At 69.9% G+C, this 13,429-nt stretch carries 11 protein-coding genes and 1 tRNA gene; 5 read left to right on the forward strand and 7 right to left on the reverse strand.

What is annotated here, in order from left to right; genetic code table 11:
- Positions 1 to 61 precede the first annotated feature (61 nt).
- Positions 62 to 946: a LysR substrate-binding domain-containing protein gene (locus ABZ567_RS14320; RefSeq protein WP_360788578.1), complete on the forward strand. Its 885-nt coding sequence runs from the start codon at positions 62 to 64 to the stop codon at positions 944 to 946.
- A 327-nt stretch (positions 947 to 1,273) separates the two neighbouring features.
- On the forward strand, positions 1,274 to 1,489 hold the full coding sequence (locus ABZ567_RS14325; protein ID WP_360788581.1) for a DUF6243 family protein: 216 nt from the start codon (positions 1,274 to 1,276) through the stop codon (positions 1,487 to 1,489).
- Between the two features lie 454 nt (positions 1,490 to 1,943).
- On the opposite strand, the gene ABZ567_RS14330 is transcribed toward ABZ567_RS14325, so the two are convergent.
- On the reverse strand, positions 1,944 to 2,627 hold the full coding sequence (locus ABZ567_RS14330) for a TetR/AcrR family transcriptional regulator C-terminal domain-containing protein (protein ID WP_360788584.1): 684 nt from the start codon (positions 2,625 to 2,627) through the stop codon (positions 1,944 to 1,946).
- Between the two features lie 118 nt (positions 2,628 to 2,745).
- Here ABZ567_RS14330 and ABZ567_RS14335 point away from each other — a divergent pair, with 118 nt between their 5' ends.
- Positions 2,746 to 3,450, forward strand: a complete 705-nt coding sequence (locus ABZ567_RS14335; RefSeq protein ID WP_360788587.1) for a DUF4386 domain-containing protein — start codon at positions 2,746 to 2,748, stop codon at positions 3,448 to 3,450.
- 148 nt (positions 3,451 to 3,598) lie between these two features.
- Here ABZ567_RS14335 and ABZ567_RS14340 read toward each other — a convergent pair whose 3' ends face one another.
- From ABZ567_RS14340 to ABZ567_RS14365, 6 genes are all read right to left on the reverse strand, one after another.
- Positions 3,599 to 3,802 carry a hypothetical protein gene (locus ABZ567_RS14340; RefSeq protein WP_360788589.1) on the reverse strand — a complete coding sequence of 68 codons (204 nt, stop codon included), beginning with the start codon at positions 3,800 to 3,802 and terminating at the stop codon, positions 3,599 to 3,601.
- 48 nt (positions 3,803 to 3,850) lie between these two features.
- The gene (locus tag ABZ567_RS14345) at positions 3,851 to 4,072 is read right to left on the reverse strand and encodes a hypothetical protein (protein WP_360788592.1); all 222 of its coding nucleotides are present in this window, start codon (positions 4,070 to 4,072) and stop codon (positions 3,851 to 3,853) included.
- Positions 4,073 to 4,453: 381 nt separating this feature from the next.
- Complete coding sequence (locus ABZ567_RS14350) at positions 4,454 to 7,078, reverse strand: RICIN domain-containing protein (RefSeq protein WP_360788595.1); 2,625 nt, start codon at positions 7,076 to 7,078, stop codon at positions 4,454 to 4,456.
- Between the two features lie 41 nt (positions 7,079 to 7,119).
- Positions 7,120 to 9,498 (reverse strand): non-reducing end alpha-L-arabinofuranosidase family hydrolase, encoded by a 2,379-nt coding sequence (locus tag ABZ567_RS14355; RefSeq protein WP_360788598.1) that lies wholly within the window; start codon positions 9,496 to 9,498, stop codon positions 7,120 to 7,122.
- A gap of 380 nt (positions 9,499 to 9,878) precedes the next feature.
- Positions 9,879 to 11,474 (reverse strand): sigma-70 family RNA polymerase sigma factor, encoded by a 1,596-nt coding sequence (locus tag ABZ567_RS14360; RefSeq protein ID WP_360788601.1) that lies wholly within the window; start codon positions 11,472 to 11,474, stop codon positions 9,879 to 9,881.
- Between the two features lie 334 nt (positions 11,475 to 11,808).
- Positions 11,809 to 11,879 (reverse strand) — tRNA-Gly (locus tag ABZ567_RS14365).
- Positions 11,880 to 12,281: 402 nt separating this feature from the next.
- Between ABZ567_RS14365 and dcd the strand changes: the two genes are divergently transcribed.
- A complete protein-coding gene (dcd, locus tag ABZ567_RS14370; protein ID WP_360788604.1) occupies positions 12,282 to 12,857 on the forward strand; it encodes a dCTP deaminase in 576 nt (191 codons plus the stop codon).
- A 13-nt stretch (positions 12,858 to 12,870) separates the two neighbouring features.
- A complete protein-coding gene (locus ABZ567_RS14375) occupies positions 12,871 to 13,368 on the forward strand; it encodes a phosphoribosyltransferase (protein WP_360788606.1) in 498 nt (165 codons plus the stop codon).
- Positions 13,369 to 13,429 lie beyond the last annotated feature (61 nt).

A 13,429-nucleotide genomic window follows, 5' to 3' on the forward strand; every position in this document is an offset into this window, starting at 1 on the left:
CTCCGCGGCCATGCGTCCAACAGGAGAATCCGATGGAATTCAGCGTCTAGGCTTCTGAATCGTGGAACTCCGACACCTCCAGCATTTCGTCGCCGTCGCCGAGGACCGGCACTTCACCCGGGCCGCCGAACGGCTCCTGGTGTCCCAGTCGGGCCTGTCGGCGTCGATCAGGGCCCTGGAGCGGGAGCTGCGGGCGCCGCTGTTCGTACGGACCACGCGCCGGGTGACGCTGACGGAGGCCGGGCGGGCGCTGCTCGTCGAGGCGGAGCGGATCCTGGCGCAGGTGCGGGCGGCGCACGAGGCGGTCGCCGCCGTGCAGGGCGTGCTGCGCGGCACGCTCGCCCTCGGTACCGAGCAGTGCATCGCGGGGGTGCGTACGCCGGGACTCCTGGCCGCGTTCCGGCGGCGGCACCCGGACGTGGAGATCCGGCTGAGGCAGTCCGGCTCGCCCGACCTGGCCGAGGAGGTCGCGGCCGGTCGCCTCGACCTGGCGTTCGCGTACCGCACGCGCGCGGACACGGACCAGCTGCGGTCGGTGTCGCTGGCGGCCGAACCGATGACCCTGCTGTGCCACCCCGAGCACCGGCTCGCCACGGCCGGGCCGGCCCTCTCGCCCGAGGACGTGGCCGGGGAGGTGTTCGTCGACTTCCACCCCGACTGGGGGCCGCGTCAGGCCACGGACACGGCGTTCGCCACGGCGGGGGTGCGCCGCGCGGTCGCCCTTGAGGTGAACGACGTGCACAGCCTCCTGGACCTGGTCGACGAGAACCTCGGCGTCGCCGCCGTCCCCCACCACTTCCGCCACAAGCGCGAGGCGCTGACCGCGATCCCCCTGAAGGGCACGGGCCCGGCGGTCTACGAGACGGTGGCCCTGCTCCCGCCCCCGGAAACCACCAGCCCGGCCGCCCGCGCCCTGATGACGCTCCTGCGGACGGGCGGGCTGTGACGACCTGGACCCGGGCTCGTGGCGATGTACGCGACCGGGTCCCTGTACAGGTGGCGTACGGCGGCGTCCCAGGAGTTCTGGTCGACGGACATGGGGGACCGGCCTTTCTCGGAGGAGTCCTGGAGCCCGGAGGGCAACGACGGCATGACCGTGGACGGGTTTGGTGTGCGGGGCCTGAGGGACCGGGTAACGTCTTTGTCATGTTCTTCCAGGCGCCGATTCACGAGTGAGAGCGTGATGGGTTCCTGCTGACGCCCTTCGCCGTCGCCGCGCCCGTCCCCCATCGATGAATCCGCAGATCACTCCACCTCGTTACCGGGAGAACCCATGACCGTGAGCAAGAACATCAACAACCCCGTGGGCCAGGGCGGCGGCCAGCGCAAGCGGCTGTCCCGCGCCGAGCGGCAGAACAACGGCCCGCACCGCAACCTCGACCGCCAGGGTGCCGCCGACCAGAAGGCGGAGCTGGTGCGCAAGATGCGCGAGAAGGCAGGCACGGCCGAGGACGCCGGGCAGACGGGCGACGACACCGCCCAGAGCTGACGCACCGCCGCCGCCGGACGACAGCACACCGGGGCAGCCGCACGTACAGCCAGCCCTGGCGTGCGGGTCCCAAAAGTTCGGGACGACGACGAAGCCCCGGGTCGCTGACCTGGTTCACCGCCCCGAGAGGCGCGGCTGGGGCACGACTGGCTTCTCGGAGATGCGGCACATTCTCACTGTGCTCGACGCCCGGTGATCAGTCCTGCCTATGCCGCACGCGGGGGAGGCGGCCGGGTGATTCCGATACGGGGCCTCGGCTCGGAGCCTGTACCGGCCTGCAGTGGTGGAGGACGGAGGAGACGCACGCCAGAGGGCTCATGCGGGACCTCTTGCGAGACCATGCGGGGGTTCGTGCCCTCCGCGTGCCCCCTGTCGCGGGACTGACGGGTGTGCGGGCAGCATCCGGCAACACAAGGCTTCAGGGCGCTGCCCTTTCTGATGCCCCCCGCACCCGCTACGCCTCCCGCGTGGACGTCCACCCCTGGCGGCGGAGGTTTTCGAAGCCGTCCAGGAGGAGGTCCAGGGCGAATTCGAACTCGAACTGGTCGTCACAGCCGCCACCGACCGTGGACGCCCCGTCGTGTGCGGCCGTCGCGGCCAGTTCCGCGATGTTCGGGTAGCGCGCCGCCAGCCCGGGGTCCGGCGGTCCTGAGGGGCCCGAGGTGTCGAACAGTTCCTGGCTGAAGCCGAGGAGGCGGCTGCCCATCGCGTGCATGACGTGATGCGTGAGGTCGGCGGAGAGGCCGCCGTCCCGGAAGATCCCGGCCATCGAGTCCACGTACGCGAGCACGGCCGGGGTGGGGCCGGTCCGCGACTCGATGACCCGGACCGCCCAGGGGTGGCGCAACAGGACCTGCCGGGCCGAGAGGATCCGCCCGCGGACCACGCGCCGCCAGTCGGGACCCGCGGCCGGCGGGTCGATCTCGGCGACGACGGCGTCGGCCATGCCGTCGAGCAGCTCCTCCTTGTTGGCCACGTGCTTGTAGAGGGCCATGGGTACGACGTCCAGCTCCTGCGCGAGCTTGCGCATGCTGAGCGCGTCGATGCCGGTGGCATCGGCGAGCGCGACGGCGGCGCGCAGGACGCGGTCCCTGTTCAGGGGGATCCGTTGCGTGCGCGTGGCTTCCTGCCGGGTCATTCCGGTTCGGTCCCTTCCCTCATCGACGGCCTCCTCCTTGACGAGTGTACGCCGTACACCTATGGTCGCTGGCAGGTGTACGGCGTACACCTGCCACCGAGTGAGGGGTACAGAGAAGATGAGTCCGGACCGGAGAACCGCGGTGGCCGCCGGGTCGCTGTTCCTGCTGACCGAGGCCGCCGCGATAGCCGGGGCGGTCCTGTACCGCCCCCTGCTGGGCGCGGCGGACGGCCGGCTCGCACAGGGCGCCGACACGCGGGCGCTGCTCGGGGCGCTCTGTGAGGTGGTGCTGGTGGTGGCGGTGGCCGGTACCGGGGCGGCACTGTTCCCCGTCCTGCGGCGCCACGGTGAGGGGCTCGCGCTCGGGTACGCCTTCGGGCGGCTGCTGGAGGGGGCCGTCATCACCGTCGGGATCGTCGCGGTCCTGGCGCTGGTCACCCTGCGGCGGGACGGGGGAGCGGCGGACGGCGCCGATGCCGCGCTGGTGGCCGTGCACGACTGGACGTTCCTGCTCGGCCCCAACATCGCCCTCGGCCTGAACACCGTCCTGCTCGCCTACCTGGCGTACCGCGCACGGCTCGTACCGCGCTTCATCGCCGTGCTCGGGCTGGTCGGCGGACCGCTGATCTGCGCATCGGCCGTCGCCGTGATGTTCGGGGCCTACGAGCAGCTCTCCGTGGCGGGGGCGTCCGCCGCGCTCCCGGTGTTCGCCTGGGAGCTCGCGTTGGCCGGGTGGCTGATCGTCAGGGGGTTCGGGCCCGGTTCGGGCGCCGCGTTCCGGGCGGACGGAGAAGCGGCCGAGCCGACGGGTGTCCGCCGGTGAGGCCGACCAGCTTGACGCCCGTGCCGTCCGCTACGAGGCGACCGGAGTCCGTCACACCCGCACGGAGCTGGTCGGCGCACGCCGTGGAGGGGGACGGCAACGGATACGCCTCGTGGCCCGACGCCGAAGCCGTCGTCACGAGTGGGAGCTAGCCCGCCTCGCGTCGAGCCGCACTCGTGCCAGAGGCGGACTCCTGCGCGTCCTCGTCGAGCAGGAAGGCTTCGATCTCCCCGAAGTCGGGCGCCTGGAAGGGGTTCGTGGTGGGATGCGGTGATGTCGCAGCGGCACAGGGGGGCGCTCCTTCCGGAGCGGAGAACGGCGAGGTCAGGTCGATGACAGGGGTCCTCTTCATTGCGGGGCCGTGAACGGGTCTCGTGTGCCGTGACCGGGCACGGCGGTCCTACAGCTTGCTCATCTTGGCGTACGGACTCAAGATCCGCTCTTGCGTCGAGTTGAAATCCACGACCGCCGCGATCCCCTCCTCTATGCCGATGACCCGGCCGAGGCCGTACACGTCGTGTGTGACCTGATCGCCTACGGCGAACTGCTTGGGAGGCGGCATGGCCGGGGCTTTGAAGGGGCTGGTGGGCAAAAAGCGCTTCGGTGCACTGGGCTTTGTCATTGCTGCCAGTATGCGCCCACGCGTACCCGCTACGGCCGTTCACGTCCGCAGCGCACGGTAGCTGAGAAGGGTCTCGCCGAAAGGCAACAAGCCCCAGGCCGCTGACCTGAGGCTTTGCTGTGGAGCGGACGACGGGAATCGAACCCGCGCCATAAGCTTGGGAGCCACCCGGTGCTTGGACGCGCGCATTGCGCCTGACCTGCAGGAACGTGCGCGGATGGCCTCGTCCTGGATGCTTCGCAGGGCCCCTTGCTGACCGCTGTACCACCCCTACTGGCACGTGGTGGCACGGCGTCCCGTCGAGGGGGCGAGGAGGCGTCCTCCCTCAGCCATGGCGGGGCCGCGGGCCGTTGTGCCTGCGGCCCCGCTCGGGCGTCGGGATCAGGACGGGTCGCCGTACTGGAGGCCGCGTCCGTTGGTGCCGATGTAGACGCGCCCGAAGGTGTCGGGGTCGCCGGTGACGACGCCGACAGCGCCGATACTGCCCCACTGGTGGGCGTCGTCGTTGACGCGGACCCAGGTGGCGCCCTTGTCGGTGGAGCGGAAGACGCCGGTGACGTCCTTGACGGTACCGATCAGGTACAGAGCCTGGTAGGAGGCGCCCGGCGCGGCCTTGCCGAAGCCGAGGGCGGAGGCGGACTTCACCGTGTTGAGCGTGGTGAAGGTGCGACCGCCGTCGGTGGAGTGCAGCAGCCCCTTGTCATGGCCGGCGATCCACAGGTCCCCGGCGATGCCGGGGACGGCGGTGAGCCGGCCGGCGGGCAGGTGGGTGGAGCGGGCGGTGAAGGTCGCGCCGCCGTCGGTGCTGGCGTGGAGCGTGCCGCCGGACAGTGAGTAGAAGGTCTTGGCCGAGGAGCGGTCGGCGACGACCACGGCGTCGGTGCCCAGGCCGCTGACCTTCGACCAGCTCGCTCCCTTGTCGGTCGAGCGGTACGGGGCCTGGCCGGCCTGGGTCCAGACGATGGTGGAGCCGTCCGCCGCGAGCGCGACCCGGCCGCTGTCGGCGCTGGCCACCGGCTCCGCCTTGAAGCCGTTCCAACTGCTGCCGCCGTCGGTGGAGTAGGCGCCGTCCTGCGTGCCGCCACGGCCGACGCGGACCATCAGCGAGGGAGAGGACTGGGCGAAGTCGATGTCCGTACTGGTGATCATCATCGGGTTGTCCAGCCGCCCGGCGGGCACCTCGGTCAGGGAGTCGTGGCGGAAACCGCCCAGGTCGCCCATGGCGGTGAGGGCGGTGGCGCCGCCGGGCGGGGCGATCACGTCCATCAGCGCGGTCTCCTCCAGACCCCGGGACCCCACGGTCCAGTGGCTGGTGCCGCCGCTGTCGGTGGTGGTGGCGTCCTTGCTGCGCCAGATGCCGCTGCCGGTGCCGTACAGCGCGTGCCCGGAGTCGAAGGGGTCGATGGCCAGGGCGGTCATCCAGTGCCCGACGCCGGTCCCGACGTAAGGAGCGGCAGAGGCGTCCCGCTCCGACGTGGCGGCCAGTGCCTTCCACGTCGTACCGCCGTCGGTGGTCCGGTAGACCTCGTCCTCGGGCCACCAGCGGTCGAGGGTGGTGACCATCACCGTGGACGGCTTCTGCGGGTCGACGGCCAGACCGGAGAACCCGTAGGAGCCCTGGGACGGGGAGATGTCCTTCCACGCCCCGTTGGCCGGCGTGTGCTTCCACACCGAGCCCGCCGTCACGCCGTTGGGACCGAGGTTGTTGGTGTACGTCAGGTACAGCGATCCGTCACCGGAGAGCACGCCGTGCTGCGGCATCTGGCCTGCGGGCTGCCCGGAGACGGCCTGCCAGGTGCTGCCGCCGTCGGTGGAGCGGTACAGGGAGGTGGACCTGTCGGCGACGCCGACGTAGACCGTCCTGCTGCCGGCCGGGCCGTACGTCACGAAGGAGATGCCACCGCCGCTGCCCGCCCCGTCCTTGACGGGGAACGAGGAGACCTGGCTCCATGTGATGCCGTGGTCGGTGCTGCGCCACAGGCCGTTCCTGCGGCTGCCGAGGAGCAGGTTGGCGTTGTTCGCGGGGTCGACCGCCAGCCGCTCGCCCGCCCCGCGGCCGTCCTCGTTGCCGCCCAGCTTGAAGGGCAGGTTGGTGCGCTCGAAGGTGCGGCCCTTGTCGGTGGAGCGCAGGATCGCGCCGTTGCCCGCCCAGCTGTTGGTGTAGGTGCCCGCCCCCAGGTAGAGCCGGTCGGGGTCGACGGGGTCGGTGGCCAGCGCATCGATGCCCAGCAGGTTCCAGTCCTTCTCGCCGACCCAGTCGGTCAGCGGCATCCACTGCTCGGCCGCGGTGTCCCAGCGGTAGGCGCCGCCCATGTCGGTGCGCGCGTACAACAGGCCCTTCGCACGCGGGTTGAACACCAGGCCGGTGACGTAACCGCCGCCCACCACCTGGGCGTTCTTCCACACATACGGTCCGCTTCCGGCCGTCTGGGACTCGGCCGTCTTCACCAGCTTCCACTGCTGGTTGGTGCTGCCCTTGCCGGGATACTGGATGACCACCGCGCCCTCGGCCGTGGAGCCGCCGGAGACGTCCAGGACCTGGCCGCTCCCGCGAGAGGTGAAGGTGACGGCGTCGGAACCGCTCACCTCGTCGATCCGCCACTCCTGGGAGGCGGAGGCGCTGTCGGTCTGCTGCTCGGCGGCGGCCGCCTGGGCGGACGAACCGCCCGCTATGCCCAGCACTTTGCCGCTGTTGCGGTTCACCAGCTCGTAGTAGCCGTCCCCGGCGGGTCGCAGCTTCCACTGCTGGTTGGCGGTGTTCTGGTCGGTCCACTGCTGGATGCGGGTGCCGTCGGCGGTGGAGAAGGCGTTGACGTCCAGCGCCTTGCCGCTGCGTACGGAGATCAGGCGGTAGTAGGCATTGCCGTCGACCGTCGCGGCCTGCGAGTCGTCCTGCACGAACAAGAGATACGGCACGACGAGGGCGGGCGCTCCGAGCAGCAGTCCGGTCGCGGTCCAGCGACGGCGGTAACGCCCGCGGCGCCCACGGTTCGTGGGGTTCTTCATGGGGGGTTGTTTCTCCTTGCGTATGACCGTGGATCGGGCAGTCAGCGCTGCAGGGTGAGGACACCCGGCCGGTAGGGCAGTCGGTCGTAGGGACCGCCCGCGGTGGGGGACTTGCCCTGGTAGAGGAACTGCAGGTTGCAGGGGTCGATGGTCATGGTCTGGTCGGGATTGTCGCGAATCAGGTCACCGTGGCTGATGTCGTTGGTCCAGGTGGCACCGCTGTTCGCCTTGCCCGCGAAGGGGCTGCTCTCGCCGTCGGCCTGCGGGGTCCACGAACCGCTCAGGCTCGAGGCCGTGAACGAGCGGAAGTAGCGCCCGTTCGCACCCTTCGCCTCGACGATCATGAGGTACTGCTGCCGGCCCTGGACCTTGTAGACCTGGGGGGCCTCGAACAGCTTGGCCTCCGTATCGCTCATGACCGTCGTGTACGACGAGCCGAAGTTGCCCGGGAAGTTCCCGATCGGCATGCTCGCCCGGTAGATCTTGCCGTTGTCACCGGCGAAGAACAGGTACATGTTCTGGTCGTCGGCGATCAGGGTCTGGTCGATCGGGCCGGTGGGAGAGTCGGTGCGGGGGATACCGCCGGTGAACAGCGGCTGCGGCGCGGACCAGCCGTCGGGGTCGGTGGGGTCGCCCGACGTGCGGTAGATGAAGGGCCACTGGCCCCACTGGTACGCGAGGACCCAGATCTTCTTGGGCGCGAAGTAGAACAGCGTGGGCGCGACCGCGGGCCGGCTCATCGCCCTCTGTCCGGCGGACGCCATGTCCGACCAGTTGGTGAAGGGGCTGAACGTCATCGAGCCGTACTTCGATCCGTTGAAGTTCGACCCGTAGACCAGGTGCTTGCCGTTGTGCACCACGTGGGTGAAGTCCTTCAGCGAGGCCCACCCGTTCGCAGGCTGCGCCAGGGCACCCGTCGAATTCCACTTGTACGTCGACGGAAGCGCGCACGTGCCGCCGCCCGATCCGGACGGGGCGGTCCACTTCTGGTTGCCGACACCCCCACAGGCGTGCAGCTGGATTCTGGTGCCGTTGGCGGTGGCCGCGCCGACGGCATCGAGGCACAGCCCGGACTGGACGCCCGTGATCGTGCCGTTGGTATGGATGTTCCACTGCTGGTTGGTGCCGCCGTTGCAGTCCCAGACGATCACCGCGGTGCCGTTGGAGGTGCCCTTGCTCTTGGCGTCCAGGCACTTGTCGCCGTGGATCTTCAGCTGCTTGCCGGCGGTGTGGGTCCAGCGCTGGTTGGCCTGGCCGCTGCAGTCCCACAGCTGCGCCTGGGTGCCGTTGACGGTGGTGGAGGCGGGGATGTCGATACACCGGCCGGACGCCACGCCCTTGATCTCCCCCGTACCGGTGCCAGTACCGGCACCGTCGCCCGGCTTGCCCGGGGTGGTACCCGAGCCGGAGCTGAGGGCACTCATGACGGCGGCGTACGCGGGCTTGGGCTTGCCGTTGTCGTCGAACAGCAGCGGGCTCTCGCCGGTGCGCCAGGAGTCGCTGTCACGCACGCCCCACACCGTGATGCCGGTGCAACGGGGCACGGACAGGCAGGCCTTGACCGCGTCGGCATAGTGGGTGGGCGATGCCTGGGCGATGTCCAGCTCGGTGATCTGGACGTCGACGCCCAGGGCGGCGAAGTTGGCCAGGGTGGTCTTGAAGCTCGCCGGCGGGCCGCCCGCTCCGAAGTGGCTCTGGAGCCCTACGCAGTCGATGGGAACGCCGCGGGACTTGAAGTCCTTGACCATTCTGTAGACGCCCTGGGTCTTGGCGTCCGACCAGTTCTCGATGTTGTAGTCGTTGTAACAGAGCTTGGCCGAGGAGTCGGCCGCACGGGCGGTGCGGAACGCCTCCTCGATGAAGCCGTTGCCCAGACCCTTCTGGAACACCGAGCTGCGGAGCCGGCCGCCGGGACCGTCGGCGAACGCCTCGTTGACCACGTCCCAGGCGTAGATCTTGCCCTTGAAGTGGGTCATCGTGGTGGTGATGTGGCGGTTCATCACGCTGCGGAGCGTGTTCGCGTCGCCGATCGAGCCGACCCAGGCCGGGAGCTGCGAGTGCCAGACCGTGGTGTGGCCGCGCACGCGCTGGCCGTTCGCCTTCGCACGGTCGACGATGCGGTCGGCGGGGCCGAAGTTGAAGTTGCCGCGGGACGGCTCGACGGCGTCCCACTTCATCTCGTTCTCCGGGGTGATCATGTTGAACTCCCGGTCGGCGATCGCGGTGTACGCCGAGTCGCCGAGCCTGCCGGCGGCCACTGCGGTGCCGAAGTACCTGTCCGAGGGGGCCGCCTGCGTACTCAGGTTCGCGGCTCCGGCGGAGCTGGGGAGGAGCGTCACGACTCCGGCCACCACCGCCGCGGCCGACAGTCCTACCGTCACTGTTCGGCGACGCCGGCTGAGCCGGTGCAGGCCCTTCATGATTCTCCTCGGGGGTCGCGGGTCACCCTGGGTGCCGTGATCGTGGGGGCGTGTCGCGTCATGGGAGGGGCTTTCTTCCGGGGATAAGGCAAGGGGGATATCGGGGAACCCGCCACGCCCGCCCGTTTTGGTGAGCGGCGGGAAGAGCACCCCATGCAAGGGAGGCCTCCGCACTCGCCGTCTCGTAACGGAAAAGTCGCGCCGTCCGGACGATTGCTCAGTGATGCATCTCGCGGGCAGAAAGCGTTATGCCAAGCCCCGCGGTCTGGTCGTCACTGGGGACAGGGCGCGCCGCCCTGATCACCGGTGAAGGTTTTCGGAATGGCGGCAGCCGTCGACGGCTGCGGACCGAAGCCGGATCACATGCTCAAGGAGCGGGCTCAGGCCCAGGACCTGCGCAGGATGAAGGAAGCCTGGCCGGCGAAGGCCCGAGTGCCGTCGGAGCCGTCGAGCCAGACGCCGCCGTCGCGGTGGCGGAGGACCGATCCGGGATAGTTGTGCGCGTGCAGGGTCACCGACCCGGCGACCGCCCCGGGGCGCGGACAGAAAGTGGCGTCTTCACGGAACAGGTCGCTGCCGTCGTCGCTGCTCAGCCGGAGCCGCAGGTAATGGTGGCGGAGGTACCGGCCGTCCGCAGCACGGAAGGTGACGCACCGTGGGTCGGCCAGCCCCCCGATGACCGTGAAGGTGGCCCGCTGCCGCGTCTGCGTGCTGCTGGACGTGGAGACTCGGCCGAGCGTCGCGAAGTCGCCGGCATGCGTGAGGTACAGGGCGGGCTGGTCCACGGACTCCAGCGACTGCGCGCCCGGCGGAACGGTGCCCACCGAGGCGGACGGACTCGCCGGGGACGGTTCGGCCGACGTGGTGGTGCGCGACGGGATCGGCGTGGGAGTGGCGACCGTGGGGTTGGCGACCGTGGGGTTGGCGACCGTGGGCGCGGCGGCGATGACGCCGGGCTCACGATGCGCCGGTTCGGGCCAGGTCGCGTAGGTGGCGGTCCCGGCGATGAGCACCGCGCCGGCGGCGAGGCTCACCAGTGGATGAGCGGTCGCCGCGTGGAGTGTGCCGATCAGAGCACTGTGCAGACTGCCTCCCGCGCTCGCCGTCGCCGTCGCCGTGCCGGCGGCGGCGTGTGCCGTGGCCAGCCCGGCGGCGCTCGCGGTCGTACCCGACAGCAGGCCCTTGGCGGCCAGCGCGGCGATGAGGCCGACTGGGACGGCCAGCGTCGCGAGGCTGCGGAACAGTAGTTCCGCCGGAACCCGTTCTGTCGTCGTCGCCGTGCAGACCGGGCAGCCGCGGGTATGCCGCGCGATCCGCTTGCGCCATACCGACGCGGGGAGCCCGTCCCAGCCGACGACGGTCTCGTCGAGCTGCGGACAGCGCGGATCGGCCTCCAGCGCGGAGACGATCGTCCGGCTCTGCTCCAACTGCTCGCGCATACGCTGCAGGCGGACTCCGGCGTGGGCGACCGTGAGCCCCGTCGCGGCGGCGATGTCCTCACGGCTCAGCGAGCCGACGCATTCCTGCCACCACAGGGACAGCAGCGCCCGATGGTCCGGATCGAGCCACCGTCCGGCCTCGACGACCTGACGACGCTCATCGGACACATGCAGACGCGTGATCGTCACGTCTTCGGGCTCCGCGCCGACGTCCGGTATCTGGCGTGCCTCGTCGATGACGGTGGTCCGTCCGGCGAAGGTGCTCTGCCGATGCCAGTGGGTGTTGATCTGGCGCAGTGCGATCGCCACCAGCCAGGACCGGAAGCTCTCCGGAGCACGCAGCGCAGGCAGGTCGCGCACCACGCGCAGCAGGGTCTCCTGGACGACGTCGTCGACGTCGGCATGTCCGCTCAGCGATCGCCCGACGATGTTGTAGAGCAAGGGCAGGTACGCGGCGATGAGCTCCTCGCGCGCCCGCGCGTCCCCGGCCTGCGCCGCGACGACGAGCCCCACGTGATCCGCGTCCACGAGCCCCATCCCCACCTCCCTCAGGGGAGCGATTTTCCCTCAGGGAAGCGATCCGCCGAGTACGGCGCCTCACCTTAGCGTCGGCAAGCTATGCGGCCAAGGCCCGAGCCCTGGGCCAACGGACCGGCCCGTGCCGACCGGGGCCCGGTACGGCGCGTGGGGACGGGAGTGAGGTGGTCGTTCACAGCCCGGCGGTCCACGGTGACACCGAGCGCATTCTGGTCGAGGGCGCGTGGGTGTGCTTCGCCCTCACCCCGTCAGCGAGGTTCGCGCCGAGGACGTCGAAGCTGGCGCTACGGACAACGACGAAGCCCCAGGTCGCTGACCTGGGGCTTCGTTCAAGAGCGGATGACGGGAATCGAACCCGCGCTATAAGCTTGGGAAGCTCATGTTCTACCATTAAACTACATCCGCACAGCGGCCGGGTGATCCGTGCCGCATCGTTGCACACTGTACCCCATGCGCCACTTGAGGCGAAGCTGCTCCGTTTTCGGGTGCGGAGTGCCGCCTGGAGGGTGTCCTGTTCATCCCCTAATGTGGCTGCTCGTCCAGCACGTGTGTAGGGGAAGGGACTTGATGGGTTCGATGGAGCGCACCGTCGTCCGTTGTGCCGAAGGGCATGTGTTCAGTACCGCCTCGTTCCCGTTGCAGCAGCTCGGGGCCGGGCGGATCGGGCCCGGGCGGCTCATTCGGTGTCCGCGGTGTGCGCGGCTGCGGCATGCGGTGCCGGTGGAGCTCGAGCGCCGCTGACCGGGTGCCGGGGCGCGGACGCCTGCCGATTGGGGCAGGTCCGCGCCCTCTGCGTATCGTGGGGGCGTGCTTCTCTCAGACAAGGACATCCGGGCCGAGATCGATGCCGGACGCGTGCGCATCGACCCGTTCGACGAATCCATGGTGCAGCCCTCGAGCATCGACGTGAGGCTTGACCGCTTCTTCCGGGTGTTCGAGAACCACCGCTACCCCCACATCGACCCCGCCGTCGAGCAGTTCGACCTGACGCGTGAGGTCGAGCCCGAGGGTGACGAGGCGTTCATCCTCCACCCCGGCGAGTTCGTGCTCGCCTCGACCTACGAGGTCATCACCCTCCCGGACGACATCGCGTCGCGTCTCGAGGGGAAGAGTTCCCTCGGGCGGCTCGGGCTCGTCACCCACTCGACCGCCGGCTTCATCGACCCCGGGTTCTCCGGGCACGTCACCCTGGAGCTGTCGAACCTCGCCACCCTGCCGATCAAGCTCTGGCCGGGCATGAAGATCGGGCAGCTCTGCCTGTTCCGGCTCAGCTCGCCCGCCGAGTTCCCGTACGGCAGCGAGCGGTACGGCTCCCGGTACCAGGGCCAGCGGGGGCCGACGGCCTCCCGTTCGTTCATGAACTTCCATCGGACCCAGGTGTGAGGCGGTCGCAGGCATGAGTGAAGTACGCGAGAACCTGACGTACGAGGGTTTCGGGCGCGCGGTGCGCGAGCTGGCGCAGACCATCGCCGACGACGGTTACGAGCCCGACGTCGTCCTGTCCATCGCCCGCGGCGGTGTCTTCGTCGCCGGCGGCCTGGCCTACGCCCTGGACTGCAAGAACATCCACCTGGTGAACGTCGAGTTCTACACCGGGGTCGGGACCACGCTCGAGATGCCGGTCATGCTCGCGCCCGTTCCCAACGCGATCGACTTCAGCGACAAGAAGGTGCTGATCGCCGACGACGTCGCCGACACCGGCAAGACCCTCAAGCTCGTCCACGACTTCTGCGTCGACCACGTCGCCGAGGTCCGCTCGGCCGTCATCTACGAGAAGTCGCACTCCCTGGTGAAGTGCGAGTACGTGTGGAAGAAGACCGACGAGTGGATCAACTTCCCCTGGTCCGTCGAGCCGCCCGTCGTCAGGCGCGAGGGCCAGGTCCTCGACGCCTGACCCGTGCGCGGTACGGAGAAGGCCCCCACCTCGTGCGGTGGGGGCCTTCTCATACGCCGTG

The sequence above is a fragment of the Streptomyces sp. NPDC016459 genome (genome assembly GCF_040632845.1).
GTDB lineage: Bacteria > Actinomycetota > Actinomycetes > Streptomycetales > Streptomycetaceae > Streptomyces.

What these genes read in the sequence shown, in the direction of transcription:
- ABZ567_RS14325 (WP_360788581.1), top strand. Translation starts at nt 1,274, where the DNA reads ATGACCGTGAGCAAGAACATCAACAACCCCGTGGGCCAGGGCGGCGGC.
- ABZ567_RS14330 (WP_360788584.1), bottom strand. Translation starts at nt 2,627, where the DNA reads ATGACCCGGCAGGAAGCCACGCGCACGCAACGGATCCCCCTGAACAGG.
- ABZ567_RS14335 (WP_360788587.1), top strand. Translation starts at nt 2,746, where the DNA reads ATGAGTCCGGACCGGAGAACCGCGGTGGCCGCCGGGTCGCTGTTCCTG.
- ABZ567_RS14340 (WP_360788589.1), bottom strand. Translation starts at nt 3,802, where the DNA reads ATGAAGAGGACCCCTGTCATCGACCTGACCTCGCCGTTCTCCGCTCCG.
- ABZ567_RS14345 (WP_360788592.1), bottom strand. Translation starts at nt 4,072, where the DNA reads ATGACAAAGCCCAGTGCACCGAAGCGCTTTTTGCCCACCAGCCCCTTC.
- ABZ567_RS14350 (WP_360788595.1), bottom strand. Translation starts at nt 7,078, where the DNA reads ATGAAGAACCCCACGAACCGTGGGCGCCGCGGGCGTTACCGCCGTCGC.
- ABZ567_RS14355 (WP_360788598.1), bottom strand. Translation starts at nt 9,498, where the DNA reads ATGAAGGGCCTGCACCGGCTCAGCCGGCGTCGCCGAACAGTGACGGTA.
- ABZ567_RS14360 (WP_360788601.1), bottom strand. Translation starts at nt 11,474, where the DNA reads ATGGGGCTCGTGGACGCGGATCACGTGGGGCTCGTCGTCGCGGCGCAG.
- ABZ567_RS14375 (WP_360788606.1), top strand. Translation starts at nt 12,871, where the DNA reads ATGAGTGAAGTACGCGAGAACCTGACGTACGAGGGTTTCGGGCGCGCG.